The sequence below is a fragment of the Cryptosporangium sp. NPDC048952 genome, from assembly GCF_043197895.1.
In the GTDB taxonomy this organism is placed as follows: domain Bacteria; phylum Actinomycetota; class Actinomycetes; order Mycobacteriales; family Cryptosporangiaceae; genus Cryptosporangium.
In genome coordinates, this window is sequence record NZ_JBICTY010000002.1 from 789,104 (window position 1) to 813,702 (window position 24,599).

Annotated in this window: 28 protein-coding genes and 1 riboswitch; of the genes, 13 read left to right on the top strand and 15 right to left on the bottom strand. The window is 71.7% G+C overall.

The features are described 5' to 3' along the window. Nucleotides 1-5: 5 nt before the first annotated feature. A complete protein-coding gene (locus tag ACGFY5_RS11875; RefSeq protein ID WP_392719577.1) occupies nt 6-716 on the bottom strand; it encodes a helix-turn-helix domain-containing protein in 711 nt (236 codons plus the stop codon). A gap of 159 nt (nt 717-875) precedes the next feature. On the opposite strand from ACGFY5_RS11875, the gene ACGFY5_RS11880 reads away from it, so the two are divergent. Beyond that, nucleotides 876-1,214: an STAS domain-containing protein gene (locus tag ACGFY5_RS11880; RefSeq protein ID WP_392719578.1), complete on the top strand. Its 339-nt coding sequence runs from the start codon at nt 876-878 to the stop codon at nt 1,212-1,214. Here ACGFY5_RS11880 and ACGFY5_RS11885 read toward each other — a convergent pair. Next, nucleotides 1,211-2,068 carry a bifunctional 5,10-methylenetetrahydrofolate dehydrogenase/5,10-methenyltetrahydrofolate cyclohydrolase gene (locus ACGFY5_RS11885; protein WP_392719579.1) on the bottom strand — a complete coding sequence of 286 codons (858 nt, stop codon included), beginning with the start codon at nt 2,066-2,068 and terminating at the stop codon, nt 1,211-1,213. The two genes, ACGFY5_RS11880 and ACGFY5_RS11885, sit on opposite strands and share 4 nt — an antisense overlap. A 14-nt stretch (nt 2,069-2,082) precedes the next feature. Further along, nucleotides 2,083-2,166: riboswitch (ZMP/ZTP riboswitch) on the bottom strand. Next, nucleotides 2,166-2,705, bottom strand: a complete 540-nt coding sequence (locus tag ACGFY5_RS11890; RefSeq protein ID WP_392719580.1) for a hypothetical protein — start codon at nt 2,703-2,705, stop codon at nt 2,166-2,168. Its footprint overlaps the riboswitch before it by 1 nt. Before the next feature lie 131 nt (nt 2,706-2,836). Here ACGFY5_RS11890 and ACGFY5_RS11895 point away from each other — a divergent pair, with 131 nt between their 5' ends. After that, the gene (locus ACGFY5_RS11895; protein ID WP_392719581.1) at nt 2,837-4,747 is read left to right on the top strand and encodes a sensor histidine kinase; all 1,911 of its coding nucleotides are present in this window, start codon (nt 2,837-2,839) and stop codon (nt 4,745-4,747) included. Continuing rightward, complete coding sequence (locus tag ACGFY5_RS11900; protein WP_392720482.1) at nt 4,747-5,382, top strand: response regulator transcription factor; 636 nt, start codon at nt 4,747-4,749, stop codon at nt 5,380-5,382. Before ACGFY5_RS11895 ends, ACGFY5_RS11900 begins: the two co-directional genes overlap by 1 nt. Nucleotides 5,383-5,396: 14 nt before the next feature. On the opposite strand, the gene ACGFY5_RS11905 is transcribed toward ACGFY5_RS11900, so the two are convergent. Further along, on the bottom strand, nt 5,397-6,437 hold the full coding sequence (locus ACGFY5_RS11905; protein ID WP_392719582.1) for an aldo/keto reductase: 1,041 nt from the start codon (nt 6,435-6,437) through the stop codon (nt 5,397-5,399). Nucleotides 6,438-6,515: 78 nt separating this feature from the next. On the opposite strand from ACGFY5_RS11905, the gene ACGFY5_RS11910 reads away from it, so the two are divergent. From ACGFY5_RS11910 to ACGFY5_RS11925, 4 genes are read left to right on the top strand one after another with little or no spacing between them, the layout of a single operon-like run. Further along, complete coding sequence (locus tag ACGFY5_RS11910; protein ID WP_392719583.1) at nt 6,516-6,893, top strand: MerR family transcriptional regulator; 378 nt, start codon at nt 6,516-6,518, stop codon at nt 6,891-6,893. A 46-nt stretch (nt 6,894-6,939) separates the two neighbouring features. Continuing rightward, complete coding sequence (locus ACGFY5_RS11915; RefSeq protein WP_392719584.1) at nt 6,940-7,422, top strand: pyridoxamine 5'-phosphate oxidase family protein; 483 nt, start codon at nt 6,940-6,942, stop codon at nt 7,420-7,422. Nucleotides 7,423-7,451: 29 nt separating this feature from the next. Further along, a complete protein-coding gene (locus tag ACGFY5_RS11920; protein ID WP_392719585.1) occupies nt 7,452-7,925 on the top strand; it encodes a hypothetical protein in 474 nt (157 codons plus the stop codon). A 31-nt stretch (nt 7,926-7,956) separates the two neighbouring features. Beyond that, complete coding sequence (locus ACGFY5_RS11925) at nt 7,957-8,823, top strand: DUF4352 domain-containing protein (RefSeq protein ID WP_392719586.1); 867 nt, start codon at nt 7,957-7,959, stop codon at nt 8,821-8,823. A 29-nt stretch (nt 8,824-8,852) separates the two neighbouring features. Here ACGFY5_RS11925 and ACGFY5_RS11930 read toward each other — a convergent pair whose 3' ends face one another. Together ACGFY5_RS11930 and ACGFY5_RS11935 are read right to left on the bottom strand one after the other, a co-directional pair. Further along, nucleotides 8,853-9,068: a hypothetical protein gene (locus tag ACGFY5_RS11930; RefSeq protein ID WP_392719587.1), complete on the bottom strand. Its 216-nt coding sequence runs from the start codon at nt 9,066-9,068 to the stop codon at nt 8,853-8,855. A 14-nt stretch (nt 9,069-9,082) separates the two neighbouring features. Then, complete coding sequence (locus ACGFY5_RS11935) at nt 9,083-10,279, bottom strand: alpha-amylase family protein (protein ID WP_392719588.1); 1,197 nt, start codon at nt 10,277-10,279, stop codon at nt 9,083-9,085. A gap of 44 nt (nt 10,280-10,323) precedes the next feature. Between ACGFY5_RS11935 and ACGFY5_RS11940 the strand changes: the two genes are divergently transcribed. Then, nucleotides 10,324-10,935, top strand: coding sequence for a TetR/AcrR family transcriptional regulator (locus ACGFY5_RS11940; protein WP_392719589.1), 612 nt, complete (start codon nt 10,324-10,326; stop codon nt 10,933-10,935). Nucleotides 10,936-10,952: 17 nt separating this feature from the next. Here the strand turns inward: ACGFY5_RS11940 and ACGFY5_RS11945 are convergent, their stop codons facing one another. Continuing rightward, nucleotides 10,953-11,678, bottom strand: coding sequence for an NADPH-dependent F420 reductase (locus tag ACGFY5_RS11945; protein ID WP_392719590.1), 726 nt, complete (start codon nt 11,676-11,678; stop codon nt 10,953-10,955). Then, complete coding sequence (locus tag ACGFY5_RS11950; RefSeq protein WP_392719591.1) at nt 11,675-12,706, bottom strand: LLM class flavin-dependent oxidoreductase; 1,032 nt, start codon at nt 12,704-12,706, stop codon at nt 11,675-11,677. The genes ACGFY5_RS11945 and ACGFY5_RS11950 overlap by 4 nt, the downstream gene beginning before the upstream one ends. Nucleotides 12,707-12,751: 45 nt before the next feature. Between ACGFY5_RS11950 and ACGFY5_RS11955 the strand changes: the two genes are divergently transcribed. Further along, the gene (locus ACGFY5_RS11955) at nt 12,752-13,243 is read left to right on the top strand and encodes a MarR family winged helix-turn-helix transcriptional regulator (protein ID WP_392719592.1); all 492 of its coding nucleotides are present in this window, start codon (nt 12,752-12,754) and stop codon (nt 13,241-13,243) included. A gap of 13 nt (nt 13,244-13,256) precedes the next feature. Here the strand turns inward: ACGFY5_RS11955 and ACGFY5_RS11960 are convergent, their stop codons facing one another. Further along, on the bottom strand, nt 13,257-14,060 hold the full coding sequence (locus tag ACGFY5_RS11960) for a class I SAM-dependent methyltransferase (RefSeq protein ID WP_392719593.1): 804 nt from the start codon (nt 14,058-14,060) through the stop codon (nt 13,257-13,259). A 129-nt stretch (nt 14,061-14,189) separates the two neighbouring features. Here ACGFY5_RS11960 and ACGFY5_RS11965 point away from each other — a divergent pair, with 129 nt between their 5' ends. Next, a complete protein-coding gene (locus tag ACGFY5_RS11965; RefSeq protein WP_392719594.1) occupies nt 14,190-14,612 on the top strand; it encodes a molybdopterin-binding protein in 423 nt (140 codons plus the stop codon). A gap of 233 nt (nt 14,613-14,845) precedes the next feature. On the opposite strand, the gene ACGFY5_RS11970 is transcribed toward ACGFY5_RS11965, so the two are convergent. Both ACGFY5_RS11970 and ACGFY5_RS11975 read right to left on the bottom strand, forming a co-directional pair. Beyond that, nucleotides 14,846-16,480 (bottom strand): DUF222 domain-containing protein, encoded by a 1,635-nt coding sequence (locus tag ACGFY5_RS11970; protein ID WP_392719595.1) that lies wholly within the window; start codon nt 16,478-16,480, stop codon nt 14,846-14,848. 85 nt (nt 16,481-16,565) lie between these two features. After that, nucleotides 16,566-17,675 carry a hypothetical protein gene (locus ACGFY5_RS11975; RefSeq protein WP_392719596.1) on the bottom strand — a complete coding sequence of 370 codons (1,110 nt, stop codon included), beginning with the start codon at nt 17,673-17,675 and terminating at the stop codon, nt 16,566-16,568. Between the two features lie 57 nt (nt 17,676-17,732). Here ACGFY5_RS11975 and ACGFY5_RS11980 point away from each other — a divergent pair, with 57 nt between their 5' ends. Next, nucleotides 17,733-18,257 (top strand): PadR family transcriptional regulator, encoded by a 525-nt coding sequence (locus ACGFY5_RS11980; protein WP_392719597.1) that lies wholly within the window; start codon nt 17,733-17,735, stop codon nt 18,255-18,257. Here the strand turns inward: ACGFY5_RS11980 and ACGFY5_RS11985 are convergent. Together ACGFY5_RS11985 and ACGFY5_RS11990 are read right to left on the bottom strand one after the other, a co-directional pair. Next, the gene (locus tag ACGFY5_RS11985; RefSeq protein WP_392719598.1) at nt 18,214-19,356 is read right to left on the bottom strand and encodes an NAD(P)/FAD-dependent oxidoreductase; all 1,143 of its coding nucleotides are present in this window, start codon (nt 19,354-19,356) and stop codon (nt 18,214-18,216) included. The two genes, ACGFY5_RS11980 and ACGFY5_RS11985, sit on opposite strands and share 44 nt — an antisense overlap. Next, nucleotides 19,353-19,904, bottom strand: a complete 552-nt coding sequence (locus ACGFY5_RS11990; protein ID WP_392719599.1) for an OsmC family protein — start codon at nt 19,902-19,904, stop codon at nt 19,353-19,355. The genes ACGFY5_RS11985 and ACGFY5_RS11990 overlap by 4 nt, the downstream gene beginning before the upstream one ends. 88 nt (nt 19,905-19,992) lie before the next feature. Between ACGFY5_RS11990 and ACGFY5_RS11995 the strand changes: the two genes are divergently transcribed. Continuing rightward, entirely contained in the window at nt 19,993-22,611 is a 2,619-nt protein-coding gene (locus tag ACGFY5_RS11995) for an ATP-binding protein (protein ID WP_392719600.1), read from the top strand. Continuing rightward, nucleotides 22,608-23,375, top strand: coding sequence for a class I SAM-dependent methyltransferase (locus ACGFY5_RS12000; RefSeq protein WP_392719601.1), 768 nt, complete (start codon nt 22,608-22,610; stop codon nt 23,373-23,375). Before ACGFY5_RS11995 ends, ACGFY5_RS12000 begins: the two co-directional genes overlap by 4 nt. A gap of 1 nt (nt 23,376) precedes the next feature. On the opposite strand, the gene ACGFY5_RS12005 is transcribed toward ACGFY5_RS12000, so the two are convergent. Together ACGFY5_RS12005 and ACGFY5_RS12010 are read right to left on the bottom strand one after the other, a co-directional pair. After that, on the bottom strand, nt 23,377-23,748 hold the full coding sequence (locus ACGFY5_RS12005; RefSeq protein ID WP_392719602.1) for a VOC family protein: 372 nt from the start codon (nt 23,746-23,748) through the stop codon (nt 23,377-23,379). Between the two features lie 37 nt (nt 23,749-23,785). Then, the gene (locus tag ACGFY5_RS12010; protein WP_392719603.1) at nt 23,786-24,589 is read right to left on the bottom strand and encodes an alpha/beta fold hydrolase; all 804 of its coding nucleotides are present in this window, start codon (nt 24,587-24,589) and stop codon (nt 23,786-23,788) included. Nucleotides 24,590-24,599: the final 10 nt, after the last annotated feature.

Here is a 24,599-nt window from a genome sequence, read left to right on the forward strand (position 1 = left end):
GCAGACTAGGTGTCGCGCCCCTGGTGGGCGCTCGCGACCCGGCGTTCCAACACGATCGCGGCGCGGTGGACCGCAGCCGCCGACCGTTCCGCCGAGCGCCCGGCGGGGGTGGCGATCTGCAGTGCCGCCCGCCCGCCGGCGGGGAGGCGTACCGGCACCGCGTAACACGTCAGGCCCGGCATCACGTCCTCGTCGTCGACCGCAGCACCGAACGGCCGGCGCCGCGCGGACGAGTGCCCGCCGAGTACGACACCGGCAGCCGTCGATCCGGGCATCTCCGACCCCGCCCGGGCATCGATCGGCAGCGGGTCGCGCCCGGGCACCATTTCCAGCGCGACGAACGACTCCCCGCCCGCGACCACCAGCGACACCGCGGCACCGGTCTGCTCCCGGAGTCCCTGGATGACGCTCGTCGCGGACGTCCGCAGCCCGGGGACCGGTTCGACGCGCTGCGCGAGCCCGAGCAGGTCGGCCGAGAGCGTCCAGTGACCGTCGCACCAGTCGACGGCCCCCGCGGCGCGCAACTGGCCCAGCATCCGGTGGACGGTCGGGCGCGGCAGCCCGGTCAGCTCCGCGACCCGGGTCACCTGCGCGACCTGCCCGGCCAGCGGTAAGGCGCGCAGCACCCGGAACGCGCCGTCGACGACGCTGCGACCGCCGGCACCCGACTCCATCACGACCCCGATTGTCCGATGCCGCGCAACCAGGCCGGCCATGCATCGAGTCTGGCGCCACCTCGCACAGCGGAGCTGACTACCGCGGGAGGTGGAGACAGCTGCAGTACGCCGGAGGACGGATTACACTGCACAGCGGGTTCGGCCGAGAGCCCGGTCACGCACATCTGCCCCACGGCAGACCTGACCGGAGGTCTCTCGATGCCTGACGTCTGCCCCCTCTCCGTCGCCGTGCACCACGACGAGTTCGCCGTCCGCCTGGAACTGAACGGCGACCTGGACATGCAGACCGGGCCGCTGCTGCTCAGCGCGATCGACTCGCTGCTGCCACCGGCCGACGGCCCGGTCGTGCTCGACTGCTCCACCCTGCGCTTCATCGACGCCCGAGGGCTGAGCGCGCTGCTCCGCGCGCACGCGGCGCTCGCCGCGTCCGGCCGGGACCTCGGCCTGATGAACCCCTCCGACGCCCTGCGCCGCATCCTGACCGCGACGGGTCTGAACGACACCCTGCCCGAAATGCGGCGCCCGCCGGTCGGTTAAGGGTTGGCGCTCTCGGCGGCGGCGACCGCGTTGCGGAACAGCATCGCGACCGTCGTCGGGCCGACGCCACCCACGCGGGGGGTGATCGCCGACGCCACCTCGGCACACGACTCGTCGACGTCGGGCAGCAGCCGACGCCCCTCGTACCGCACCCCCGCACCGATGACGACAGCACCGGGACGGACGTGCTCCGGCTGAATGATGCCGGGCACGCCCGCCGCGGCGACGAGGATCTCCGCGCGGCGCGTGTACCGCTCCCAGTCCGGGACACCGGTGTGCACGACGGTGACCGCGGCGTTGGCCGTCGGGCGCTTCTGCGACAGCAGCATCGCCAGCGGACGCCCGAGCGTCGCACCGCGTCCCAGGATCACGACCTCCCGGCCGGAGACCGAGATCTCGTAGTGCGCGAGCAGCGCCTCGATGCCGGCCGGGGTGCACGGCAGCGGCCCCGGCAGGCCCACCGCCAGGCGCCCCATGTTCGTCGGATGCATGCCGTCGACGTCCTTGTCGGGATCGAGGGCGGCCAGCGCGGCGTCGTAATCGAGATGTCCGGGAATGGGGTACTGCACGAGCACGCCGTGGACGTTCTTGTCGTCGTTGAACCCGGTGATGACGTCGAGCAGGTCGGCCTGCGTGGCGTCGGCGGGCAGGTGCCGGTGCGGTGAGTCGAAGCCCAGCTCGGCGGCCTGCTTCTGCTTGATGCGGATGTAGCCGGCGCTGGACTCGTCGTCACCGACCAGCACGGTCGCCAGGCCAGGCACGACACCCCTCGCGCGGAGCGCGTCGGCGCGCTGGGCGACGTCGGCGAGGACGGACTCGGCGACCGGTGCTCCGGGCAGATTTCGGGCAGTCATCGACGCTCCCGTTCGACGGGAGCCCAGGCGGTCGACTCCCGCGGAAAGGCTCCCCGATGGTTCGAACCATCCTCGTGCCGCCAGTCGCGTCTGCGGATCAGGATACCGGCGCCGGGGTGCGCACCGGGCGCACCGTGGCGAACGACGCGACGAGCAGCAGGTTCACGACCACGGCGAGCCACCCGATGTTCGCGATGTGCGCGACCGGCCACCCGATCGCGGCGACCGCCAGCGTGGCGGCCACCCATGGCGGGCCGGTCCGCTCCCGGCGCAGCGACACGGCGATCAACAGCAGCGTCAGCGGGAAGCAGAAGCCGAGCACTTTGATCAGCGTCGCGGCGCCGCTCGCGTCGTTGAGGTCGGTGTCGCCGAGGGCGACGTGCAGCGTGTTGAATCCGTAGCCGATGTTGCCCGCGGCGCCGAGCACACCGACGACGAGCAGCGCGACGGCGAACCGGCCCCGTTCGCGCTCGACGGCGAAGAGGACGACCAGGATGTATCCGGTGGCGCCCAGGACGTGCAGCACACCGGCGGCCGGGTCGTCCCAGCCGCGCAGGGCGTAGAGCAGGTCGGCGGCGAGGTAGGTCAACGGTGCGGCGATCAGCGAACCGGCCAGCAGCCGATCGGTGGGATGCACGGGCGCTCCTCGGATAGGCGGACTGCCTTCCACGATCGGGGCGCAGCGACCCCGGGCCATCGGGGCCGCCCCTCGGGTGACCTAGGGCCAACCCTGATCCGCGCCGGTCCGGGCTCTGTCACGATGCGCTCATGACCAGCACGGTTCGCCCGGTGGCGCTGGGCGCGGGAATCACCGTGCTCGTCGTTGCGGGCTTCGTGCTGGGCCCGCATCTGGGCAACCTGCACAACGGGTTGATCGCGGCGTCGTTCGGCGCGGTGGGTCTCTACGTCGTCAAGCGCAAGCCGGCCGTGCGCGAGGGGTGGCTGTTCGTCGCGACCGGGGCCGCGCACGCGTGGATGTTCGCGGCGCGCGAGTACGGCCTGCACGCCGGTCCGCTCCCGGGAGCGTCCTGGGTCGGGTGGCTCGGGGTGTGGCCGCTGCCGCTGGTGCTCGTCCTGGTCGGCGTCACCGTGATGTGTTTCCCGGACGGTCGGTTGCCGTCGCCGGGATGGCGTCCCGTGGTCGGTGCGCTGGCCGTGATCGGTCTGGTGCTCTCGACCGTGTCGGCGCTGTGGCCGGTGGAGTACGCGCGCACCGGGCTGGTGGCCCCGCATCCGTTGCGTCTGCCGGGGAACGCGGACGCGTTCTACGAGGTCGCGCGTGGCGTCGGCTATCTGCTGTTCCAGGTGACGTGGGTCGTGTGCGTGGTCGTGCGGCTGCGCCGCGCCCGCGGTGACGAGGCGCGTCAGCTGCGGGTGTTCGTGTTCGCCGCGGTGGTGTCGGGGCTGGTCATGGTGGCCGGGCTGGCGTTCTGGGGCAGCCCGCTGGCAGGGGTGCTGTCGGTTCCGCTGGTCGCAGTGGCCGCCGGTGGCGCGATTTTGAAGTACCGGCTTTACGACATCGACCCGGTGATCAACAAGGCACTGGTGTTCGCGGTGATGGCCGGCCTGGTGACGCTGGGCTACGCCGCGGTGGTGACCAGCATCGGCCGGCTGGTGCACGGATACGGGTCGCTGGTCGCGACCGCGCTGGTCGCGGTGGCGTTCGAGCCGCTGCGGCGACGGGTGCAGCGGCTCGTCGACCGGCTCGTGTACGGGCACCGCGCGACGGCGTACGAGGCGCTGGCGCGGCTGTCCTCGCATCTGGCGGCGCCCGCCGGGCGGCCGTTGGACAGCATTTGTCAGACGGTGTCGGACGGGGTGGGGGCGCGGGAGGTGGTGTTGTGGGCCGGGACGCCCGACGAGTTGCGTGCGGTGTCGGCGTGGCCGGAGGCTTCTCTGCCGGCCGGGGTGTGTGCACTCGACGATCTGTCCGCCGTCCCGATCGTCCACGACGGGCGGTTCCGGGGCGCTCTCGCCGTCACGAAAGCGCCCGGTGACCCCCTGTCCGCCGCTGAGCGCCGGCTCGTCGGTGAGGTGGCCGCACAGGCCGGGCTGATCCTCGAACTGCAGGGCACCGCAGCGCGCCTGGTGGCCGCCGGTGACGCCGCCCGTCGCCGGTTGGAACGCGACCTGCACGACGGTGCGCAGCAGCACCTGGTGACCGCGTCGTTCGAGTTGGGGAGCCTGGTGCGGCTGGCCGAGGCGTCCGGGGACGTGAAGCTGGCCGGGCGCGCCGCAGCCGCGCGGACGCAACTGCTCGCCGCGACCGCGGAACTGCGCGAGATGGCGCGGGGGCTGCACCCGGCGGTGCTGACCGAGGACGGCCTGGAGGCCGCCGTGGACCACCTCGCCGACCGGTCGGCCGTTCCGGTGCGGGTCCACATCGACGTGGGGCGTCGGCTGCCGGCGGAGGTCGAGGCCACCGCGTACTTCGTCGTCAGCGAGGGGCTGACGAACGCGGCGAAACACGCGGGAGCGTCGGTGGTGCGGGTGGAGATGTCGTTGGCGGCCGAGGGCCTGGCGGTCGACGTCACCGACGACGGGGGCGGCGGTGCCACCGTCCAGCCCGGGAGCGGGCTCGAAGGGCTCACCGATCGGCTCGCCACGCTCGGGGCGCGGTTACGGATCGACAGCGGGCCCTCGGGTACGCGGCTCGCGACGGTGATCCCGTGCGCGTGATGCTCGCCGACGACTCGCTGCTGTTGCGCGAGGGGGTCGCCCGGATTCTCGCCGAGACCGGTTTCGTGGTGACCGGTCAAGCCTCCGACGGCGCGGGACTCCTGGCGATGGTGCGCCGGGATCCGCCCGACGTCGCGGTGATCGATCTGCGGATGCCGCCCGGTTTCTCCGCCGAGGGGATCGACGCGGCGGCCGCGATCCGGGAGACGACACCGGCCGTCGGGCTGTTGATCCTGTCGCAGTACGTCGAGGTGCACCATGCGCTGCGGTTGATCACCCAGTTCGATGGGGGCGTGGGGTATCTGCTCAAGGACCGCGTGTCCGATCTGACCACGTTCGCCGGTGACGTGCGGCGGATCGCGGGTGGCGAGACCGTGATGGATCCGGAGCTCGTCACGCGGCTGGTGCGGCGGCGGCGCGAGCAGGATCCGCTCGAGGAACTCACCGCCCGGGAACGGGCGGTGCTCGGGTTGATGGCGCAGGGGTTGTCGAACGCGGCGGTCGCGGCGGAGTTGCATGTGTCGGTGAAGACCGTCGAGGCGCACATCGGTGCGATCTTCGCGAAGCTCGGCCTCGCGCCGGACGACCGTGAGCACCGGCGGGTACGCGCGGTGCTCACGTTCCTCCGGGCCTGAGCGCAGCGAGCTGCTCAGACGTAGGACGCCGGACGCCACGGCGGCCGACGGCGGGTGTTGTTCGCGGCGAAGCCGGCGAACAGGTTGTGCGGGAACAGCTGCGGAGTCCGGTAGCTGGCGCGGTCCAGGGCGGCGACGGTGTCGTCGGGCAGGGCGACGTCGAGCGCGTCGAGGTTGGTGTCGAGCTGCTCGACGCTCGTGGCGCCGACCAGCGTGCTGACGACGCCGGGCCGTCCGGCGACCCAGTTGAGCGCGACCTGCGCGGGGTCGCAGCCGGCGCGGTCCGCGGCGATGACGACGGCGTCGAGGATCGCAGGGTCGTGCTGGGCCGCCGCCATCGGCCAGCTCCGGCCGGGCGTGAGCCGACCCTCGCGGTTCTGCGCATACTTCCCGGTGAGGTAACCGTTCGCGAGGGGTGACCACGCGACGACGTCCATCCCCAGGTCGAGCGCGGCCGGGACGTGCTCCCACTCGATCGATCGCTGGACCAGCGAATACTCCAGCTGTAGGGCGGCGATCGGTTCCCAGCCGTGGCGATCGGCGACGAGCTGGGCTTTGGTGGCCCACCAGGCGGGGACGTCGCTGAGTCCGACCGCGCGTACCTTGCCGCTGCGGACGAGCGCGTCGAAGGTCGCCATGACCTCCTCGGGTGGGGTGAGCTGGTCCCAGAGGTGGAGCCAGTACAGGTCGATGTGGTCGGTGCGCAGGCGGCGCAGCGAGGCGTCGAGCGCGTTCAGCACGTGCTTGCGGCCGTTGCCGCGCGCGTTGGGGTCGGTGGGGTCGACCGGGCCGCCGAACTTCGTGGCCAGGACGATCCGGTCGCGGCAGCGCGCTTTCTCGATGAGCTCGCCGAGGATCTCCTCGCTCGCTCCCCCGGCGTAGATGTCCGCGGTGTCGACGAAGTTCCCGCCGCGTTCGAGGTAGCGGTGGAAGATTCGGGTCTTCTCGGATCCAGCGGCGTGCCAGTCCGCGTCGCCGAACGTCATCGTGCCGAGTCCGAGCGGCGAGACCCGCAGACCCGTGCGGCCGAGCAGGTAGTACGTGTCGAGAGGCATGAACACACGGTCGGAGTCGGAGTGCGCTCCCCGTCAAGTCCTTGACGCGGAGCGCACTCCCGGTGGAACGCTGGACCGATGGGCACCTACAGCAGGGCCGAGGCCGTGCGGCGGACCGGTCTGAGCGCGGACACCGTGCGCTACTACGAGCGGGCCGGGCTCGTTCCGCCGGTCGGGCGGTCGGCAGCGGGGCGGCGGCGCTACACCGACGTCGATCTGAAGTGGTTGGGTCTGGTGCACTGCCTGCGTGAGGCGGGGATGCCGATCACGGAGATCGCGCACTTCACCCAGCTGCTGCGCGACGGGGACACGACCGTCGACGAGCGGCTGGCGCTGCTTCGCGCCCACGAGCAGCGGGTCTTGGAGCGGATCGACCGGTTGCACGAGCACCTCGGGCAGATCCGGTCCAAGATCGAGGTGTATTCCGGTGGGCGGACCTGGTCTCCGGTGGGTTGACGGCGGCGAATCGGGTAATCGGAGGCACCACCAACGAAGGAGCTCCATGGCCGACGACGACGCCCGCAAGGTCTCAGCACTGATCAAGAGCAGCGGCCGCATCGGCATGCTGACGACGACCGCACCCGACGGCACGCTGACGAGCCGGCCGATGGCGCTGCAGGAGGTCGAGTTCGACGGCGACCTGTGGTTCTTCGCCGAGCGCGTGTCCCGGAAGGTGGCCCACCTGGCCGCGCACCCGCAGGTGAACGTGACGGTCGGGTCGGGCTCGACGTGGGTTTCGCTGACCGGCACCGCGACGCTCGACGACGACACGACGAAGAAGAAGGAACTGTGGAACGCGGCGGTCGAGGCCTGGTTCCCGAACGGCCCCGACGACCCGGGTGTGACGCTGATCAAGGTCAACGGCGAATCGGCCGAGTACTGGGACACCCCGGGCGGCCGGGTCGCGAGCCTGCTCAGCTTCGCGAAGGCCAAGGCGACGGGCAAACCGTACGAGGGCGGAGAGAACGAAAAGGTGCAGTTGTAATTCTTCGCTCCAGTGGGTAACGGGTTCGCATGACAGACCTCGGGTTCCTGCTGCTGCCGGCCGTCGGCGCCGTTGTGCTGTTCGTGTCCCTGCGCGGGCGTAGCCCGGGCGTGCCGGAAGGCACCGACCGCCTCGACGGGGGGGCGAGCTCGGAGGTGCGCCGGGCCGTGCGGAGCGGTTCCGCGGTCGGGCGCCCCGAGTTCGCCGACGCGGCGGCGGCGCACGCGCTGTACGTGTTGGCGCTCAACGAGACCGGGATCCGGCAGATGCGCTCGATGCGGTGGGTGTTCTGCCTGCTCGGGACGGGTCTGATCGTCGGGGGCGCGATGACGCTCCTCGACGAGCCGACGCTGCGCCACGCGCTGACGCCGGTCGTGGGCGTGCTCGTGTGCGTGCTGCCGTTCGTCAACCCGGTCATCAATCGCCGCCGCATCGCCCGCGCCGAGGCCGCACTGGCCGCGAACCGCGCCCTCACCGCCCCGTCCCACCAGCCGATCAGCTGATCGCTGGCGGCTGCAGGTACCTTCCGTACTCATGACGTACCCTCCTGACCCGCAGCAGCCGTACGGAAGCGGCCCGCAGCCGCCGCAGGGCTCGGGGCCGCCGTACAACTCCGGCCCGCAGCAGCCGTGGAGTGATCCGTCGTCGCTTCCGCAGCCACCGTCGTACGGTGACCCCGCCGCAGGTCAGCCGCCCTACGGGCAGCAACCGTACGGGCAGCAGCCCTACGGCCAGCCGGCGTACGGGCAGCAACCGGCTTACGGGCAGCCGCCGTACGGCCAGGTTCCCCCGCCGAAGAAGTCGAACGGCGGCAAGATCGCCGCGATCATCGGTGGCGTCTTCGTCGCTTTATGCCTTGTTTGTGGCGTCATTGGCTTCTTCGTCTACAACAGCGCCAAGGACGAAGTGAACGACGCCGCCGACCGCTACAGCTTCTCCCCTCCCGGCGTCACCACCGCGCCCGACACCGGCGGCACCGACGCACCGGCCACCGGCCCCGAGGGCGCGCTGAACAAGCCCGCCCGCGACGGCGACGCGGAGTTCACCGTCACGTCGGTGGAGTGCGGCATCACCGAGATCGGGCAGTACGCCAAGTACAACCCCAAGGGTCAGTACTGCCAGATGAAGGCCACCGTGAAGAACGTCGGCAACGGTGAGGTATCGCTGGTCGCGGCGTCGAAGTACCAGGCCACCACCGACGGCGGGGACACCGTCGACGCCGACATCACCGCGACGGTCGCCTCGAACCCCGACGACACCGGCAAGTTCCTCGGTGACGTCTCCCCCGGCGCCAGCGAGGACATGATCGTCGCCTGGGACATCTCCAAGGGTCAGAAGATCACGAAGATCCGGCTCTTCGGCTCGTTCGGCAGCTCGGGAGTCGTCGTCAACGTGTCCTGACCCTCGGGGCAGCGGGCCGGCGACTCGTCTCAGACGTAGTCGCCGGCGTAGAGCTCAAGGTGGCCGCAGCTCCGGCAGCGGAACGCACGGACTTCGCGCCGCGGCTTGCCCATCGTTCTCGCGCCGCCGAAGATGCCGCGTTGCAGCGGCCCCTCGATCCAGCGCGAGTAGCCCCGCGAGGACTCGCCCCCGTCCTCGAGGAAGCCCTCGTCGAAATCCTGCGCACCACACCCCGTGCACGTCATGGTTCGAGTATCGCTCAGCTCTTCCAGAGGGTCTGGCCTGCGGCGTCGACGATTCGGACGGTGCTGGGGGTGAGCGAGACGTCGAGATGGTCCGTGCCGCCGCTGACGCGGTAGGTGTACTCGGTGTTCGACAGGGCCAGCGACTTCGTGGTCGCAGTGCGCAGCCACGGGTGGCGGCGCCGCAACCCGATCAGGTCCTGGTGCGCGCGGTGCAGGGTCTTACCCCACGGCGCGAGCTGCCCCGGCTCGTCGGGGTACGCCGGTCGGATCGCGTCGTCGCCGCCGACCCGCTCCTCCTTGACGCCGGTGAAGCCCTGTTCGTCGCCGTAGTAGATCGACGGCGTGCCGCCGACCGTCAGCAAAATCGCGAGCGCGACGAGGGCGCCTTCCGGACCGACGGTGGTCGCGATGCGCGTCACGTCGTGGTTCCCCACGAACGTATTCAGATCGACGTTGGTCAGGTGCCCGTTGTGGCGCTGGAGGGACCAGTCGAGCTCGAAGAAGTTCCGGTCGGCGAGGCTGGACCAGATGGCTTTCCAGAGCTCGTACTGGGTCACCGAGTCGACCGTCGACGCGGCCGCAAACGCGCCGTAGTCGCCGTGGATGACCTCGGCGAGGAACCAGGCGTCGGGATGCTCCGCGCGGACCCGGGCCAGCGTTTCGCGCCAGAAGGCCGTGTCGACGGAGTAGGCCGCGTCGAGGCGCCAGCCGTCGATGCCGCGGTCGAGCCAGTGCGTCATCACGCGGGTGGTGTAGTCGATGGTTTCGGGGTTTCTGTGGTTCAGGCGGGCGAGGGAGTCGTGGCCTTCGAAGACGCGGGGTTCGCCGTTTTCGATGTCGAAGATGCCGGGGTGGCCGTCGCGGAGTGCCCGGGTCAAGTCCGGATGGGACCGTCCGACGTGGCTGAACACGCCGTCGAGGACGACACGCAGGCCCCGGGCGCGGCAGGCGGCGATGAGCTCGTCGAAGTCGTCGAGGGTGCCGAGGCGGGGGTCGATCGCGAAGTGGTCGAGCGTGTCGTAGCCGTGGGTCTCGGAGGTGAAGATCGGGCCTAGCAGCAGGCCCGAGGTGCCGAGCCCGATCGCGTAGTCGAGCCAGTGGAGCAGGCGGCGGAGGCGTGGTGCCGGTTGCGGATCCGTACCGCGTATCGGGGCGCCGGTGAAACCCAACGGGTAGACGTGCCACCAGATCGCGTGCTCGGTCCAGCCCATGTCGCTCCTTACTGAGTCCGACTCACTAAGGATAGCCTAGCGGTGTGACGCGACAGGACCGCAAGCCCCGGCAACGACTCGATCCGTCGGAGCGTCGGGAGTCTCTGTTGTCGGCGGCCGCGTCGGAATTCCGGGAACACGGGTACGCCGACACGGCGGTGAGCGCGATCGCCGCGCGCGCCGACGCTTCCGAGGCGCTGCTCTACCGGTATTTCACCAGCAAGGATCAGCTGTACGCCGAGCTCGTCCGGCGGGCGATCGACGAACTGCTCGCCCGGCAGGCCGACGCCGTGCGGGCACTGCCGGACGGGGTGCCGGTGCGTGACCGCCTACGCGCCACCACGCTGGTCTACCTGGACCACATCGCCGGGCGGCCGGCGGCGTGGGCGATCCCGTTCCGCCGGCCCGGCGGCGAACCGCCCGCCGCGGCCGCGGTGCGCGCCGAGGCCCGGCGCGAGTACGTGGAGCGCCTGCGCGGGCTGCTCTCATCGCGCGGTGGTTTCCGCCACGAGTTCGCGCTGTGGGGCTATTTCGGCTTTCTCGACGCCGCGTGCCTGCACTGGGTCGACGAGGGCTGCCCCGAGGACGCCCGCTGGTCCCTGATCGACGCCGCCCTGGGCGCCTTGGAGGGAGCCCTGGGCGACTGGGACGCCTGACTCTCCGCTCGGGGCGCTCACTCGTCGGCGCCTCGGGCGGCGGCCACCGAGCCGGCCGCATCAGCGGCGGGAACCGAGCCGGCCGCGCGGGCGGCGGTGGTGGTGCGGCCTGCTTCGGAGGTGAGGTAGCGGGCGAGCATCGCGCGGACCTCGTCGGCGTTCTCGTTCGCGCCGAACAGTTCGGTGCCGGGCTGCAGCCGGACGCCCTCGGCGAGGGGCCCGGCGATCACGGGGTCGAAGCCCAGCGCGTCGACCAGCCCGGCAACCGTGGCCACGGCCGCGTCGTCGTCACCGGCGATCGCAATCGCCTTGCGATCAGCGGCCCCGGCCTCCCCCTCCAGGTCGTGGTACCCCATGTGGTTGAACGCCTTCACCACCCGCGACTCCGGCAGATACGCCTGCACGATCTCGCTCGACGACGTCCGCGGGTCGGTCAGATCGTCGCGGACACCGTCGATCTCCCACCAGTAGTTCATCGCGTCGATGACGACCTTGCCGCGCAGCGCATCCTCCGGCACCTTCTCGTACTTGCCGAGCGGCAGCGCAAGGATCACGATGTCGGCGTCTTTCGCGGCGTTCGCAGCCGACACCGCAGTGGCCCCCGGCACGAGCACGTCCACGATCAACGCGATCTTCGCCGGATCCCCGGAGCCGGCGATCAGCACGTCGTACCCGGCCGCCACCGCGAGACGGGCCAACACCGTGCCGACCTTGCCGGCCCCGAGAATCCCGAGCGTCGTCATTCGGCAACCATGTCACGAACCATCGGAGCGACCTTCGAGCCGAACAGCTCCACCGCACGCGTACGGGCGCTCACCGACTGCGGCCCGACCGTGTAGATCAGGTCGAAGCGCCCCACGCCCAGCGTCTTCACCGCAGCCGCGATCCGCCGCGCAACGGTCTCGGGCGCGCCGATGTACAGCGAGCCACCCTCCACCTCCGCGTCGAACTCCGCACGACGCAGCGGGGGCCACCCACGCAGCGCACCGATGCGGTCACGCTGCTCCTTGTACGCCGGGTAGAACAGCTCCTTCGCCTGCTCGTCGGTGTCGGCGACGAACCCCGGCGAGTGCATCCCCACCGGGTGAGCCACCGTGCCGAGCTGCTCGGCAGCGCGCCGGTACAGGTCGACGTACGGCGCGAACCGTCCCGCCTGGCCCCCGATGATCGCGAGCATCAACGGCAGCCCGTACCGCGCGGTGCGCACCACCGACTGCGGCGACCCCCCGACACCCACCCAGGTGTCCAGGTGCCCTGACTCCGTCTTCGGGAACACGTCCGCGTCGACCAGCGAGGCGCGGGTCGTGCCTTCCCACGTCACCGGCTGCTCCTTCAGCAGCTCGGCGAACAGGTCGATCTTCTCCTCGAACAGCACGTCGTAGTCGCTCAGGTCGTAGCCGAACAGCGGGAACGACTCGGTGAACGAACCACGCCCCAGGATCACCTGCGCACGACCGTTCGAGATCGCGTCGACGGTCGCGAAGCGCTGGAAGACCCGCACCGGGTCGTCCGAGCTCAGTACCGTGACGCCGGAGGCGAGCTTGATGCGCTGGGTACGCGCGGCGATCGCGGCGAGCACGGTCTCGGGCGTGGAGATCGAGTACTCCGGGCGGTGGTGCTCGCCGAGCGCGATCACGTCGACGCCGAGCTCGTCGGCGAGCACGGCCTCGTCGATCACCTGACGGATCGCCGCGGCGTGGGAGATCGTCGCGCCGGTGTCGTCCGCCGGGACGTCGCCGAACGTGTCGAGGCCGATTTCCAGGTCTGTCATGACGGTTCCTTCCGGCGCTATTGTTGACACGTCAATCACAAGGGGGTGGCCGTTATTCCCAGAGCCCGAAGACTGCCGACGCGCGACGAACTCACCGTCTGGCGGGACTTCTTCGAAACCACCGAGACGCTCCGCGCGACGCTCGCCGCCCGGTTGCAGAGCGATACGGGGTTGTCCACCGGTGACTACACCGTGCTGCTGGCGTTGAGTGAGGCCGGAGGGCACCGGCTCCGCTCGTCGGCGTTGGCCGAAGCGGTGGGGTGGGAGCGGAGTCGGTTGTCGCACCACCTCGGGAGGATGGAGCGGCGCGGGTTGATCCGGCGCGAGAACTGCACCGGCGACAACCGGGGGCAGGAGGCCGTACTGTCGCCGAACGGTCTGACCGCCTTCCGAGCGGCGACCGTTCCGCACCTCACCGCCGTCCGCGAGTTGTTCGTCGACGCGCTGACCCCCGACCAGCTGATCGCGGCCGCCGACATCGCCGCCGCCCTCCGCGAGCACCTGTCCGCGTCGCAGCGCCCGTCAGAGGCGAGCTGAATCCCGCCGCGCGCTAGGGGCGACGGCCGGTTGCGCTGAAGAGGCCGATCGAGAGCCAGCAGGCGGTGGGGTCGGCGGTCATCGAGAGGACGGTCTCTTCGTCCTCGGCGGTGAGCAGGCCCGCACCGATCAGGCGGGCGCCGATCTGCCGGATCGTCAGCTCGAAGAACGCGGCTTCCGGACTGCCCCCGTGGACGAGGCGGTACGTCAGTTCTCCGTCGACGTCGACGAGACCGGCCCGCCGGAGCACCGCCGGGACGTCGAGTCCGTATTCGGGCTCGGCGCCGATGCTCCGGAATCCGCCCGCCGTCGCGTCGAACACCCGGTTCAGTGCCTCGGCGCTCGCGGCCGGCAGCGTGGACCGCTGTTGCATCCGCGCGCTGGGGCCGCCGCACACGCCTTCCTCCAGGACCAGCACTCCCCCGGGCCGGAGCGCGCGCACCAGCCGGGCGATCACCGCGTCCCGGTCGGGCAGATGCTGCACGAGTGCGCGGCAGTGCACCAGGTCGAACGCGTCCTCCTCGAGCGGATCGGTCGTCACGTCGTGCTCGCGGACCTCGACGGAGGACCGGAGGTCGTCCAGGAACGTCACGTCACGATCAGTCGCGACGACCCGACCGTCCGGGCCGACGGCCGTCGCCAGCCAGCGCGCGATCGTCCCGGTGCCGGCGCCGACCTCCAAACAGTGCCAGCCGGCCGACACGCCGGCGAGCGTGAGGTGACGGGTCGTCGTCGCGTCGAACGTGGCCGCCAAGCCGGTGAGTCGGGCGTATTCCTGGTCCCATTGCGAACGGAAGAGGTACGAATTCGTCGTCATGATCCATGCACTATCCACACTGGATCGCGCGGCACCAGGGAGCCGTCCGCAAGGCGACCGAAGCCACCTGACCGATATGCGGTGTTTAATGGCGGAAGTATCAATCTGCGACACGAGGAGGTGGCGCCGGTGCGGCTCAGTATCCGCAACCGGTTCGCCGGGACGGTGACCGCCGTGACGTTCGGCGAGGTCATGAGCACGGTGAAGGTCCGCGTCGCCGGTGACCGCGAGGTGACCGCGGCCGTCACGGTGGAGGCCGTGAAGGACCTCGGGCTGAGCGCAGGGAGCTCGGTGCACGTCCTCGTCAAGTCGACGGAGGTGGCGGTCGCGACCGGCGCGGTCGACGGGATCAGCATCCGCAACCAGTTGCCGGGGACGGTGACCGGGGTGGATCACGGGGTCGTGATGACGACCGTGAAGATCGCGCTGGACGAGGGGAACGTGCTCACGGCCGCGATCACGAAGGACGGCGCCGAGGACCTGTCGCTGGCGCCCGGCCAGACCGTGACCGCCCTGATCAAATCCACCGAGGTAAGCCTGGCCACCGACTAGCCGCATTCGGCCCCCGCCACGGGACGATCGCGCGATGGCGCTACCACCGCGCCTCGGACCACCGCGCCTCGGACCACCGCGCCTCGGACCACCGCGCCTCGGACCACCGCGCCTCGGACCACCGCGCCGTGGGGAGACGCCGACGGCGGTGCCGCGCGGGGGTGGGGTGTTGGGTGGGCACGCGCCGGTGCCGGGCCCACCTGCGGGTGGGTCCGGTGGCGGGGCGGGGCCGCTCAGAAGGGCGGCGGGTCGTCGGCGTCGGTCGGAGGCGTCGCGCCGGTGGGGGTCGGTGTGGGGACCAAGGGTGCGGTCCAGTCCGCGGGGACGGTGAGTGGTTCGGTGTCGTCGCTCTGGTCGGGTGGGGTGACGGTGTAGGTGTGGCCGGCGGGGCTGCTCCAGGTGCATGCGCCGGTTGCGGCGTCGTGTGCGACCTGCCAGCCGGCCTCGTCTTTGGCGCGGTGGTGGCGGCGGCAGAGCGGCAGGAGATTCTGGGTGCTGGTGTGGCCGCCGTCGATGTGGCGGATGTTGTGGTCGAGGTCGCAGCGGTAGGAGGGCATCGAGCAGCCGGGGAACATGCAGGTGGGGTAGGTGGCGCGGACCAGCGCGGCGAGGCGGGCGGTGGGGCGGTAGGTGCTGCGCCCGAGGTCGGTGACCACGCCGCCGGTGTCGGTGATCCATTTTTCCCAGTGTCCGTCGCCGGCCAGTTCCCGCACGATCGTGGCTGGTACCGGTCCGTAGCCGGTGAGGTCGCCGGGTGCGTTGCTGGTTCCGAGCACTGTGGACAGCGGCGCGGTCAACGCGATCCGCGGCGGCGCGGCCCGCTTGCCGGCCAGCACGGCGCGGATGAGTTCCAACGACTTCTCGTCCGGCGGCCCACCGGACCCAACCGCGCCACCGGCCCCAACCGCGGCGCCGGACCCGACCGCGGCGCCGGACCCGACCGCGGCGCCGGACTTGGTCGGAGCGCACGACCTGGACGCGGCACACGACCCGGGCGCGGCACACGACCCGGGCGCGGCACACGACCCGGGCGCGGCTGTGGAGGGGCGGGTGGTGCCGGAGGAGCCGCTGAGGGCTGGAGGTGTGGGTAGGAGGCCGGTGGCGGTCAGGGTGCCCAGTTCGAAGACTGCGGCCAAGGCGTCGGCGCGGCGTTCGTCGAGGGTACGGGTGTCTCCGGCGTGGCGCATTCCGCCGGCGAACTGGCTGATGCCGGCGCGGATGCCGACGCCGAGGTCAGCGGGCAGGATCGCGCGGAGTTCGATCATGCTGTCGGGTAGGGAGGTGAAGTCGACGCGGCAGCCTTTGCGGGCGCGGCGGTGGCGGGCATCCGCGCCCGCCGGATCGGCTTTCGCTACCTCGCCGCGGGCCTTCTTCGCCACCTGGGCGGGGGTCTTCGACCGTGCGGCGTCGAGCAGCTTTGCCTCGATGATCGCTGCGGTCTCGTCATCCAGCGGCTCGAGGCCGCGGACGATCTCCTCGGCGTGCCGCTGGGTGATGCGGCCCTCTTCCAGGGCTCGGCGGGTGAGGAAGGCGCGGCTGTTGAGGACGCGGGCCACGTCGATGCGGGAGCCTGCGGTCAAGCCCGGCATGCGGAGGGCCGTGGCGACCTCTTCGCGACCCCAGTCCTCGTCGTCCGGGCTGATCCGGGCGCCGGCTATTTGCAGGATCGCGGCGTTGAGCTGGGAGTCTGCCCAGGCGATGGCTCGTTGCCAGGACTGGACGACCAGAACCTGCTCGGTGGCGTCCGGCAGGATTTCGCGGATGCCGCGGTCGTCGAACATGCGCCGTTCGATCGGGCCCAGGGCGGCGAGTGCCGCGAACAGCTCTGGTCCTGCTGGGATTCGGCCTAGGGTTGCCACGTCGCTCATGCCAATGACTCTCGCACATGCGTACGACGGAAAATGGTTCTCCACCGGGTGGTGGAAAGTCGAGAAAGCACTGTGGAAGGGCTGGCTATGTCGCGGCCGATCCTTGGCGGCGGAGGGTGGTTTCGGCGATGCCGGATTCGGTGGCCAGGAGCGCCCAGGTGGCGCCTCGGGCGCGGCGGTCGGTGACGTACTCGGTCAGCGAGTCGTAGCCCAGCGCCTGGGCCGCGGCGTTGGCTCGGGCGGCGGCCTGGTGGCGCTTCGTGGCGTGCGGCACGACCGGGATGCCGTGCCGTGCCAGGGCCGCGCTGATGACTGCGCGCGACACGCCCGCCTCCCCCGCGATCGACGCCACGCTCCGGTGCTCCTCGACGTGTCGCCGCCGCAGATAGGCCTCCACCCCCATGAACCCCCACCTCGCGGCAAGCGGCCCGAGCCGCGCGTCACCAGGATGCGGCGCGAACCCCGCGACCCGCAGCCGCCCCCGCACGTCCCCGCCACCCATGTCCGGCGCCGCCGATGCACCCGCGACGGCGGCACACCCACCCCCATCACTGCCCGATACGCCGCCGCCCGGTGCGCTGCCGCGGGGCGCCGGTGGGCGCAGTGTTGCGGTCAAGTCCGGGGCGAGTCGTGGGAGGTGGCGGGAGAGCCAGTCCTTGTGGGTCCCCGCCTCACGACTGATTGCCGCCAGGCTCGCGCCCGAGGCAAGGCGATCGCGCAGGTAGGCGTCGAAATCGGCGAAGCCGAACCGCGCAGCGACCGATTCCGCGACCAGGGTCAACCGGCGCGCCGAAGAGCGGCGCGAACCCTCGGCCCGGGCCCGCGGGTCGATCGCGGCCAACGTCCGGAGCGTCTTCGCGCGCCGCTCCGGCGGATGCGGCCGCCCCCGCGCGGCGGCACCGGCCGCTGCGGCGAGGGCGCCGCTGCGCGCCCGGTCCCGCGCCCGGCTCTGGGAACGCAAGAGGGCGGGCTCCACGGCCTGACGGGCGGTCAGCGCGGCCGAACGTCGCTTGCGGGTCGCAGCGCCGGTCAGCGGATTCGAGAGCTCGAGGCCGAACGCCTCGATGTACGCGGCCTTGGTCCACCCGTGCACCCGCAGGTGACTGGCGACCGACAGGAACCAGCGGCCGCACAGATGGCAGCCCACCCGGTCACCGTCCTCGGCCAATTGACCGAGAAGGAAGTGATTCTCCACGCGTCACCACCTGGTAGTCGCACTGAGACTACCGGAACCGAGCACTAGGCTGTGCCGATGCCCGCGCTCCCCGCGCTGTCCCTGCCGGAGTGGATCGTGCTCACGCTCATCGACGAGCACCCGACCCACGGCTTCGCGATCGCCACGTTGACCGCCGAGAAGAACGACGTCGGCCGCGCCTGGCACGTACCGCGGCCGATCGTCTACCGGTGCATCGACCGCCTCGTCGACCTGGAGCTGGTGCGCCGGGAAGCAACCGAGGCCGGCGACCGGGGCCCCCGGCGTTCGATCCTGAGCAGCACTGCCGACGGCGCGACCTTCGTCCGTGCCTGGTTGCGCCGGCCCGTGCCGCACGTGCGCGACCTGCGGTCGGAGCTGCTCGTCAAGCTGGCGCTGCGGTTGCGCCGCGACCTGCCGCCCGACGACCTGATCGCCGCCCAGCAGAAGGCACTCGCCCCGGTGCGCGAGGCGCTCGAAAACCAGAAGCACAACGCCGACGGTTTCGGTGCGATCCTGGCCAGCTGGCGCGTCGAGAACGTCAACGCCGCCCTGCGTTTTCTGGACTCCTTGGCGACGCACTGACCTCGTCCTTCATCGCGTCGCCCAGCGACCGCAACAGCGGGCGGATCGAGTCGGAGTCCCAGCGGTACCCGACGACCTCGTCGGCGACGTCGAGCAGCGGCCGGGTGCGCCGGTCCCGCTCGGCCTCGTAGCCGTCGAGCGTGTCGTCGACGACCGCGCGCGCCAGGAGTTCGGCGTCGCGCAGGGCGTCGGAAAGGCCGTGGGTGCTGATCGGGTCCTTCCACGACCCGGCGTCACCGACGAGCGCCCACCCCGGGCCCCACGCCTGGCGCAGGTAGCCCGGACGTCCGGGGAACGTCCGCACGACCCCGTGGGCCGCGCCCGCCGCGAGACGGGAGGCCATGTCGGGCGACGCCTCGGCGAGCAGCGCGTCGAACACCTCCCGTCCGCCGCGTCCGACCCGCCCGGGCGTCGACCCGACGAACACGCACACCCGCCCGTCGTTCGTCGGAATGAAACCCGCGGTGACGCCCGGCCGGTAGGCCCACTCGTAGCCGGTGACGTCGGTGCCGGACCAGTAGCCGTAGACGTACGCCCCCGCGTCGCGCGCCTGGTGACGCACGACCGAACCGGCCAGCCGGGCCACCACCGACCGCGCCCCGTCAGCCCCGATCACCAGCCCCGCACGCACCGCGAGGTCCGGGCCGCGCCGCGAACGCGCCCGAACGCCCACGACCCTGCCCTCCACGTCGACGTCGAGCGCAGTCACCTCGAAGCCGTAGCGCACCTCGGCGCCGGCGCGGACGGACGCGTCGACCAGGCACGGATCGAGCACGGTGCGGCGCGGGGCACAGAGCGCGCCCCGCAACGCGACGCTCACGACGTCATCGACGTAGTGGAACGTGACGGTAGAGATCGGCGGGGTACCCGCCGCCCAGATCGACGGCAGCAACCCCCAGCGGGACAGTTGCCGCACGCCGCCGCGCATGAGCGCGTGGGTGGAGAGCGTGTCGAGGCCGTACCGGCCGCGGTCGAGCACGAGCACGGAGAGTCCGGCGCGGGCAAGCAGCATCGCGGTCGACGCACCGGCGGCGCGGGCGCCGACGACGACCACGTCGTACGCGGAGTACAGCGGCCGGGAGCAGGCCGGCAGGCTCACCGACACGAGTCGACGTCGATCCGGACCGGAACGCCGTTCGTGAGCACGTCGAGCACGGCCGAGCGGGCCGCGGAGCGCTCGACGACGCCCTTCAGCGCGTCCGGGTCGTCGCCACGCAGGTGGAAGCTGACCCGGATCTCCGAGAAGCCGTTCCGGACGGTCCGGTCGAGACCGAGAATGCCGCGCAGGTCGATGTCGCCCTCCACGGTGGACGACACCTCGGTGAGCGTCACGCCGCGGGCGGCAGCGATGTTGGCGATACCGCCGGTCAGGCAGGCGGCGAGCGCGTGGAGCAGGAACTCCGGGCCGGTCGGGCCGTGGTCGGCGCCGGTGAGGACGGCGGGGTGGTCGGAGTCGTAGCTGTGCGGCTCGACGTGATTCATTTCCTGGGTGGCGCCGTAGAAGCCGTCGATCGTCGAGCGGTTGTGGGTGCCGCTGACCCACGTGTTCGTGGCGCGGAAACGGAAGGCGGCGATCTCGGGGTCGGCCGTGACCGCGTCGATGGTGGCGAAGAGGGCGCCGGTGTCGACGCCGTGCGTGGTAGTCATGCCTCAACTGTGGGTTCGCGGCGCGCTGCGGACATCCGTGCGCGGCACGGAGGTTGTTCGTCAGTGGCCACCACGGAAGACTGGGCCCGTGGCCGAAACGCTGACCGCCCGCGAGGCCGAGGTGCTGGTGCTCCTGCGGGATCGGCTCACGAACGTCGAGATCGCGTCGCAGCTGGTCGTGTCGGTGCGCACCGTTGAGAGCCACGTGTCCGCACTGCTCCGCAAGCTCGGCGTGGAGGACCGGCGGGCGCTGGCGCGACTGGCACCATCCGCTGCCGCAGCGCCGTCGCTGCCGTCCCCCCTCACGTCCTTCGTCGGACGCGTGCGCGAGCTCGAGATCCTGGTGGACGCCGTGTCCCGGGAGCGGCTCGTCACGGCGACCGGGCCCGGTGGCGTCGGGAAGACGCGGTTGGCGCTGGCGGCGGCACAACGGCTGACCGGCGAGTACTCGGACGGGGCGACGTTCGTCGACCTGGTGCGGATCGTCGACCCCTCGATGGTCGTCGCGGCGATCGCGGACGCGGTGGGAGTTCCGGAGCGGGCCGGGACGAACCGCGAGCAGGCGTTGCTGGCCGCGCTCGCCGCCCGCGACGGGCTGCTCGTGCTCGACAACTGCGAACACGTCGTCGACGGGGTGCGCCCGTGCGTGGAGCGGCTGCTGACCGAGTGTCCGCGGATCCGGGTGCTGGCCACGAGCCGGATCCGGCTGATGCTGCCGTACGAGAGCGTGTTCGCGGTGCCGGGGTTGTCGGTGGACGACGGGGACGCCGGCGCCCTGTTCGCGGCACGGATGGTCGCGGGGGGATCGCCGCCACCGTCGGAGACCGAAGCCGAGACGATTCGGGGAATATGCCGGGCACTCGACGGCGTCGCCCTCGCCATCGAACTGGCCGCCGCTCGGGTACCGGCGATCGGCCTCGACGGTCTCCTCGGCGCGCACCTCCCCCTGCTCACCGCGGGCTACCGCGCCGACCACCGGCACGGCTCCCTGCGCGCCACCATCGACTGGAGCTACGCCCTTCTCGACGACGAGGAACGCGCCGCGCTGCGGGCTGCGGCGGTGTTCGCGTCCCGGTTCGACGCGGAGTCGCTGGCCGCGGTGCTGGGCCGGCCGCGCACGGAGACGCTGGAGATCCTGGGGCGCCTGGTCGACTGGAATCTCGTCGCTCCGCGCCGGGGGCCGGTGACGCGCTACCGGATGCTGGAGACGATCCGGCAGTACGCGTCGGGATTGTCGCCCGACTTCCGCGAGGCGCACCTCGCCTGGGTGCGGGAGCGGTTGCGGGCGCCGTTGGACGCGGACGACGTCGACGCGGTGCTCGACGACGGGCGGGCGGCGCTGCAGTGGATCGAGACGCGGGGCGCCGAAACGGCTGAGCTCTCCGACCTGATCGCGTCGGTGTCGTTCCGGCACGGGCGGCCCGGCGAAGCGCAGCTGCGGTACACGCAGGCGGCGGAGTGGGCGGACTCCCCCGCCGACCGGCACCGCTACCTGCGGTACGCGTCCGGCGCCGCTGCGGTACGCAACCTCGGCTCGGACGCCGTCGAGCTGCTCGAACGCGCCGCAGCGGGCTCGGACGACCCCGACGCGGCCGCCGAGGACCTCGCGTACGCGTCGATGTACGAGCACCGGTGCCGCGGAATAATGGGCCGGACCGTGACCGCGGAACAGACCGAGGCGCGGCTCGCGCGGGCACGGGAGCTCTGCACGGGTGGTGACCGCGCGGTAGCGGCGATCGCGATGGCCGAGGGCTGGGCGCCGAATGCCACGGCCCGGTCCCGCGCCCTCACCGAGCGCGCGCTCGGCCTCGCCCGGGCGGCGGGGGACGCGCTGCTGGAGAACATCGTGCTCGACCAGCTCATCGTCGTCGCGCTGGGCGAACGGGACGTGGCGGCAGCACTCGAGGCGGTCCGTGGCCGCCTGCCCGTCCTGGCCGGCGAACCGATGGACGCCCGCACCGGTTTCGAGTTCTTCGACGCCGCCCAGATGGGCAGCAACCTGTTCCTCGCGGCGGGTGACCTCGCCGAGGCGCGGCGGCACGCGGACATCGTCGCGGCGCTGCCGTTCTACCGCGGCGAGGAGCACATCGGGCTGGCGCGGCGGATCGACGTGGACGCCCTGGCGGGTGAGTTCGACGCGGTCGTCGAGGCCGGCGAGCGGATGGAGCGGGACTGGGTGCGGGCCGGGCGCCCGGTCGCGAGCAACCTGGCGGTGAGCGCGTACTGCGTCGCCGCGGTGCACGGCCTGCGCGGTGACGACGACGCCCGCGCGCACTGGACCGGGATCACGAAGGCGCTGCTCGGCGCGTACCCGGACGTCTTCGAGCAGCGGGCCGGGTGGGTGCCGGTGCTCGAAGCGCTCGTCGATCTGCACCGCGGACGCGCGGCGGAGGCGCTCGCCCGGCTGGCGGCCGCGCCCGAGGACGACGCGGACTGGGCCAACGCCAACCTGGTGATGTGGCAGGCGTGGTACGCGGCGCTGTGGGCGGAGGCGTCCGTGCTGGCCGGGCACCCGTCGGCGCGCGAGCGACTGCCGGTGGCCGCAGTGGTGGCGCGGGCCAACCCGATTGCGCTGGCGATCATCGCGCGCAGCGAAGCGCTGCTGGACGGTCACCTCGACCTCCTTCCGGGTCTCGCGGAACGGTTCGCGCAGGCAGGTTGTCCGTATCAGCGGGACCGGACGCTCTCGTGGAAGGGAACGTCGTGAACTCGTGGAGCGGTTGGGTGTCGGCTGCGTCGGTGCTGGACGTGCTGTACCGCCCGCTCGCGGACGTGCTGATCGGCGCGATCCCGCCGGGCGACGGGCGGCGGATCCTCGACGTCGGGTGCGGTACGGGGGCGACGACTGTCGCGGCGGCGCGGCGAGGTCGGTGTGTCGGTGTGGACATCTCCGAGCCGATGCTGGCCGCCGCGCGGGAGCGGGCCGGTTCCGGGGCCTCGTTCGTGCTCGCCGACGCGCAGCGCCACGAATTTCAGGACGGTGAGTTCGACACCGTGATCTCCCGGTTCGGTGTGATGTTCTTCGACGATCCGCGGGCGGCGTTCGCCAACCTGCGGCGGGCGTGCACCGACGACGCGGCGTTACGGTTCGTGGTGTGGCGCAGTGCGGAGGAGAACCCGTTCATGCGGGCAGCGGTGCCTGCCGCGCGGGCGGTGTTGCCGGATCTCGAGGAGCGTCCGACGACCGGGCCCGGGCCGTACGGGCTGGCCGATCCCGCGTACACCCGTGACGTGCTGAGGTCCGCCGGGTGGGCCGGTGCCGACATCCGACCCCTCGACGTCGAGTGCACGATGCCCGAGGCGGACCTCGACGTGTACCTGACGCGGATCGGGTCACTCGCCCCCGCGCTGGTCGACGCGGACGCGGACACGCACGCCCGCGTGCTCGACGTGGTGCGCCCGGTGTTCGACCAGTGGGTGCACGGGGACGAGGTGCGGTTGCCCGCCGCGTGCTGGTTGATCGAAGCCTGAGTTATCCGTTCGGACGCGCCTGGAGGGCCTGGAGGGACCACTTGTTGCCATCGGGGTCGGTGAAGTAGACGAAGTTGCCCCAGGGCTGCGGATCGACGTCACTCGCGTCGACCCCGGCGTCGAGCAGCTGGGTACGGGCCGCCTCGGCGTCGGCGACCACGACCTGGATCTCCTGCGTGCCGGGCGTCTTCTCGGTGATGCCCTCGCCGAGGACGATCGAGCACGCTGAGCCCGGCGGCGTGAATTGCACGAACCTCAGGCCCTCCTGGACCCGGTGGTCGTGGTCGGCGTTGAAGCCGATCTTCTCGTAGAAGGCCTTGGCCCGGTCGACGTCGGTGACGGGCACGGGAATCAGTTCGATCTTCCAGTCCATGCCGAGGACCGTAGTGGGCCGGTACGACAAATCCGGCTCACCCGAGGAAGGAACGCACGGCGTCGGCGAAAAGGTCCGGGGCGGTGTGGGTGGCGAAGTGCAGATGGCCCGGGAAAACGACCCGGGGCGCCTTCGGGAGGACACGAGCGAGGGCATCCATCGTGGACGGGATCGGCTCCCAGCTGTCGCCGCCCTGGAGCAGTTGCACCGGTACGCCGATGTCCGCCCAGCGTTCGACGTCGCCCGGGTCCGCGGCCAGCGCTTCCAGGTCGTGCAGCGACCCGACGGCCTCCGCCGGCGCTCCCGGATCGGCAGCGGCGCCGCGTTCGGGCGCCAGCGCCGCCAGCAGGCTCGACGGCACCCGCGCCACCTTGTCCGCGAACAGGTAGGTAGCGGCCGCGAGATCGCCGGCCGCCACCAAATCGCGATACTCGTCCACCACGTCCGTCCCCGCCGCGAACAACGGCGGCTCGAACAGCACCAGCGCCTCGACCCCGGGCACCCCCGCTGCGTGCAACGCCACGATCGCCCCGTACGACGCCCCGACCACCGCCGCGGACCCACCCGCCAACTCCAGCACCGCGCGCAGGTCACCCACGTCGTCCGCGAACGTCTTCGGCGACCGGCAGCCGTCGCTCGGCGCGTACCCGCGGCGCGCGTACACCCAGCATTCGTAGGAATCCTCCACGAGCGGCGTCACCGGCGCCCACGAGTCGAGCCCGCCGGCCGTCGGGTGCACCAGCACGACCGGCCTCCCCCGCCCGGATCGACGCACGACGATTCGCGTCCCGTCCGCCGCCACCACCGAAGTCTCCACGGACCGCAGCTTCGCAGAACTCACTCAGAACCTC

Excerpts from the sequence above, each read along its gene's own strand:
- ACGFY5_RS11915 (WP_392719584.1), top strand. The coding sequence starts at position 6,940 with ATGGCCGACGACGACGCCCGCAAGGTCTCAGCACTGATCAAGAGCAGC.
- ACGFY5_RS11945 (WP_392719590.1), bottom strand. The coding sequence starts at position 11,678 with ATGACGACGCTCGGGATTCTCGGGGCCGGCAAGGTCGGCACGGTGTTG.
- ACGFY5_RS11885 (WP_392719579.1), bottom strand. The coding sequence starts at position 2,068 with ATGACTGCCCGAAATCTGCCCGGAGCACCGGTCGCCGAGTCCGTCCTC.
- ACGFY5_RS11920 (WP_392719585.1), top strand. The coding sequence starts at position 7,452 with ATGACAGACCTCGGGTTCCTGCTGCTGCCGGCCGTCGGCGCCGTTGTG.
- ACGFY5_RS11925 (WP_392719586.1), top strand. The coding sequence starts at position 7,957 with ATGACGTACCCTCCTGACCCGCAGCAGCCGTACGGAAGCGGCCCGCAG.
- ACGFY5_RS11880 (WP_392719578.1), top strand. The coding sequence starts at position 876 with ATGCCTGACGTCTGCCCCCTCTCCGTCGCCGTGCACCACGACGAGTTC.
- ACGFY5_RS11970 (WP_392719595.1), bottom strand. The coding sequence starts at position 16,480 with ATGAGCGACGTGGCAACCCTAGGCCGAATCCCAGCAGGACCAGAGCTG.
- ACGFY5_RS11950 (WP_392719591.1), bottom strand. The coding sequence starts at position 12,706 with ATGACAGACCTGGAAATCGGCCTCGACACGTTCGGCGACGTCCCGGCG.
- ACGFY5_RS11900 (WP_392720482.1), top strand. The coding sequence starts at position 4,747 with ATGCTCGCCGACGACTCGCTGCTGTTGCGCGAGGGGGTCGCCCGGATT.
- ACGFY5_RS11875 (WP_392719577.1), bottom strand. The coding sequence starts at position 716 with ATGGCCGGCCTGGTTGCGCGGCATCGGACAATCGGGGTCGTGATGGAG.
- ACGFY5_RS11960 (WP_392719593.1), bottom strand. The coding sequence starts at position 14,060 with ATGACGACGAATTCGTACCTCTTCCGTTCGCAATGGGACCAGGAATAC.
- ACGFY5_RS12005 (WP_392719602.1), bottom strand. The coding sequence starts at position 23,748 with ATGGACTGGAAGATCGAACTGATTCCCGTGCCCGTCACCGACGTCGAC.
- ACGFY5_RS11905 (WP_392719582.1), bottom strand. The coding sequence starts at position 6,437 with ATGCCTCTCGACACGTACTACCTGCTCGGCCGCACGGGTCTGCGGGTC.
- ACGFY5_RS11990 (WP_392719599.1), bottom strand. The coding sequence starts at position 19,904 with ATGACTACCACGCACGGCGTCGACACCGGCGCCCTCTTCGCCACCATC.
- ACGFY5_RS11895 (WP_392719581.1), top strand. The coding sequence starts at position 2,837 with ATGACCAGCACGGTTCGCCCGGTGGCGCTGGGCGCGGGAATCACCGTG.
- ACGFY5_RS11980 (WP_392719597.1), top strand. The coding sequence starts at position 17,733 with ATGCCCGCGCTCCCCGCGCTGTCCCTGCCGGAGTGGATCGTGCTCACG.
- ACGFY5_RS11930 (WP_392719587.1), bottom strand. The coding sequence starts at position 9,068 with ATGACGTGCACGGGGTGTGGTGCGCAGGATTTCGACGAGGGCTTCCTC.
- ACGFY5_RS11935 (WP_392719588.1), bottom strand. The coding sequence starts at position 10,279 with ATGGGCTGGACCGAGCACGCGATCTGGTGGCACGTCTACCCGTTGGGT.
- ACGFY5_RS11910 (WP_392719583.1), top strand. The coding sequence starts at position 6,516 with ATGGGCACCTACAGCAGGGCCGAGGCCGTGCGGCGGACCGGTCTGAGC.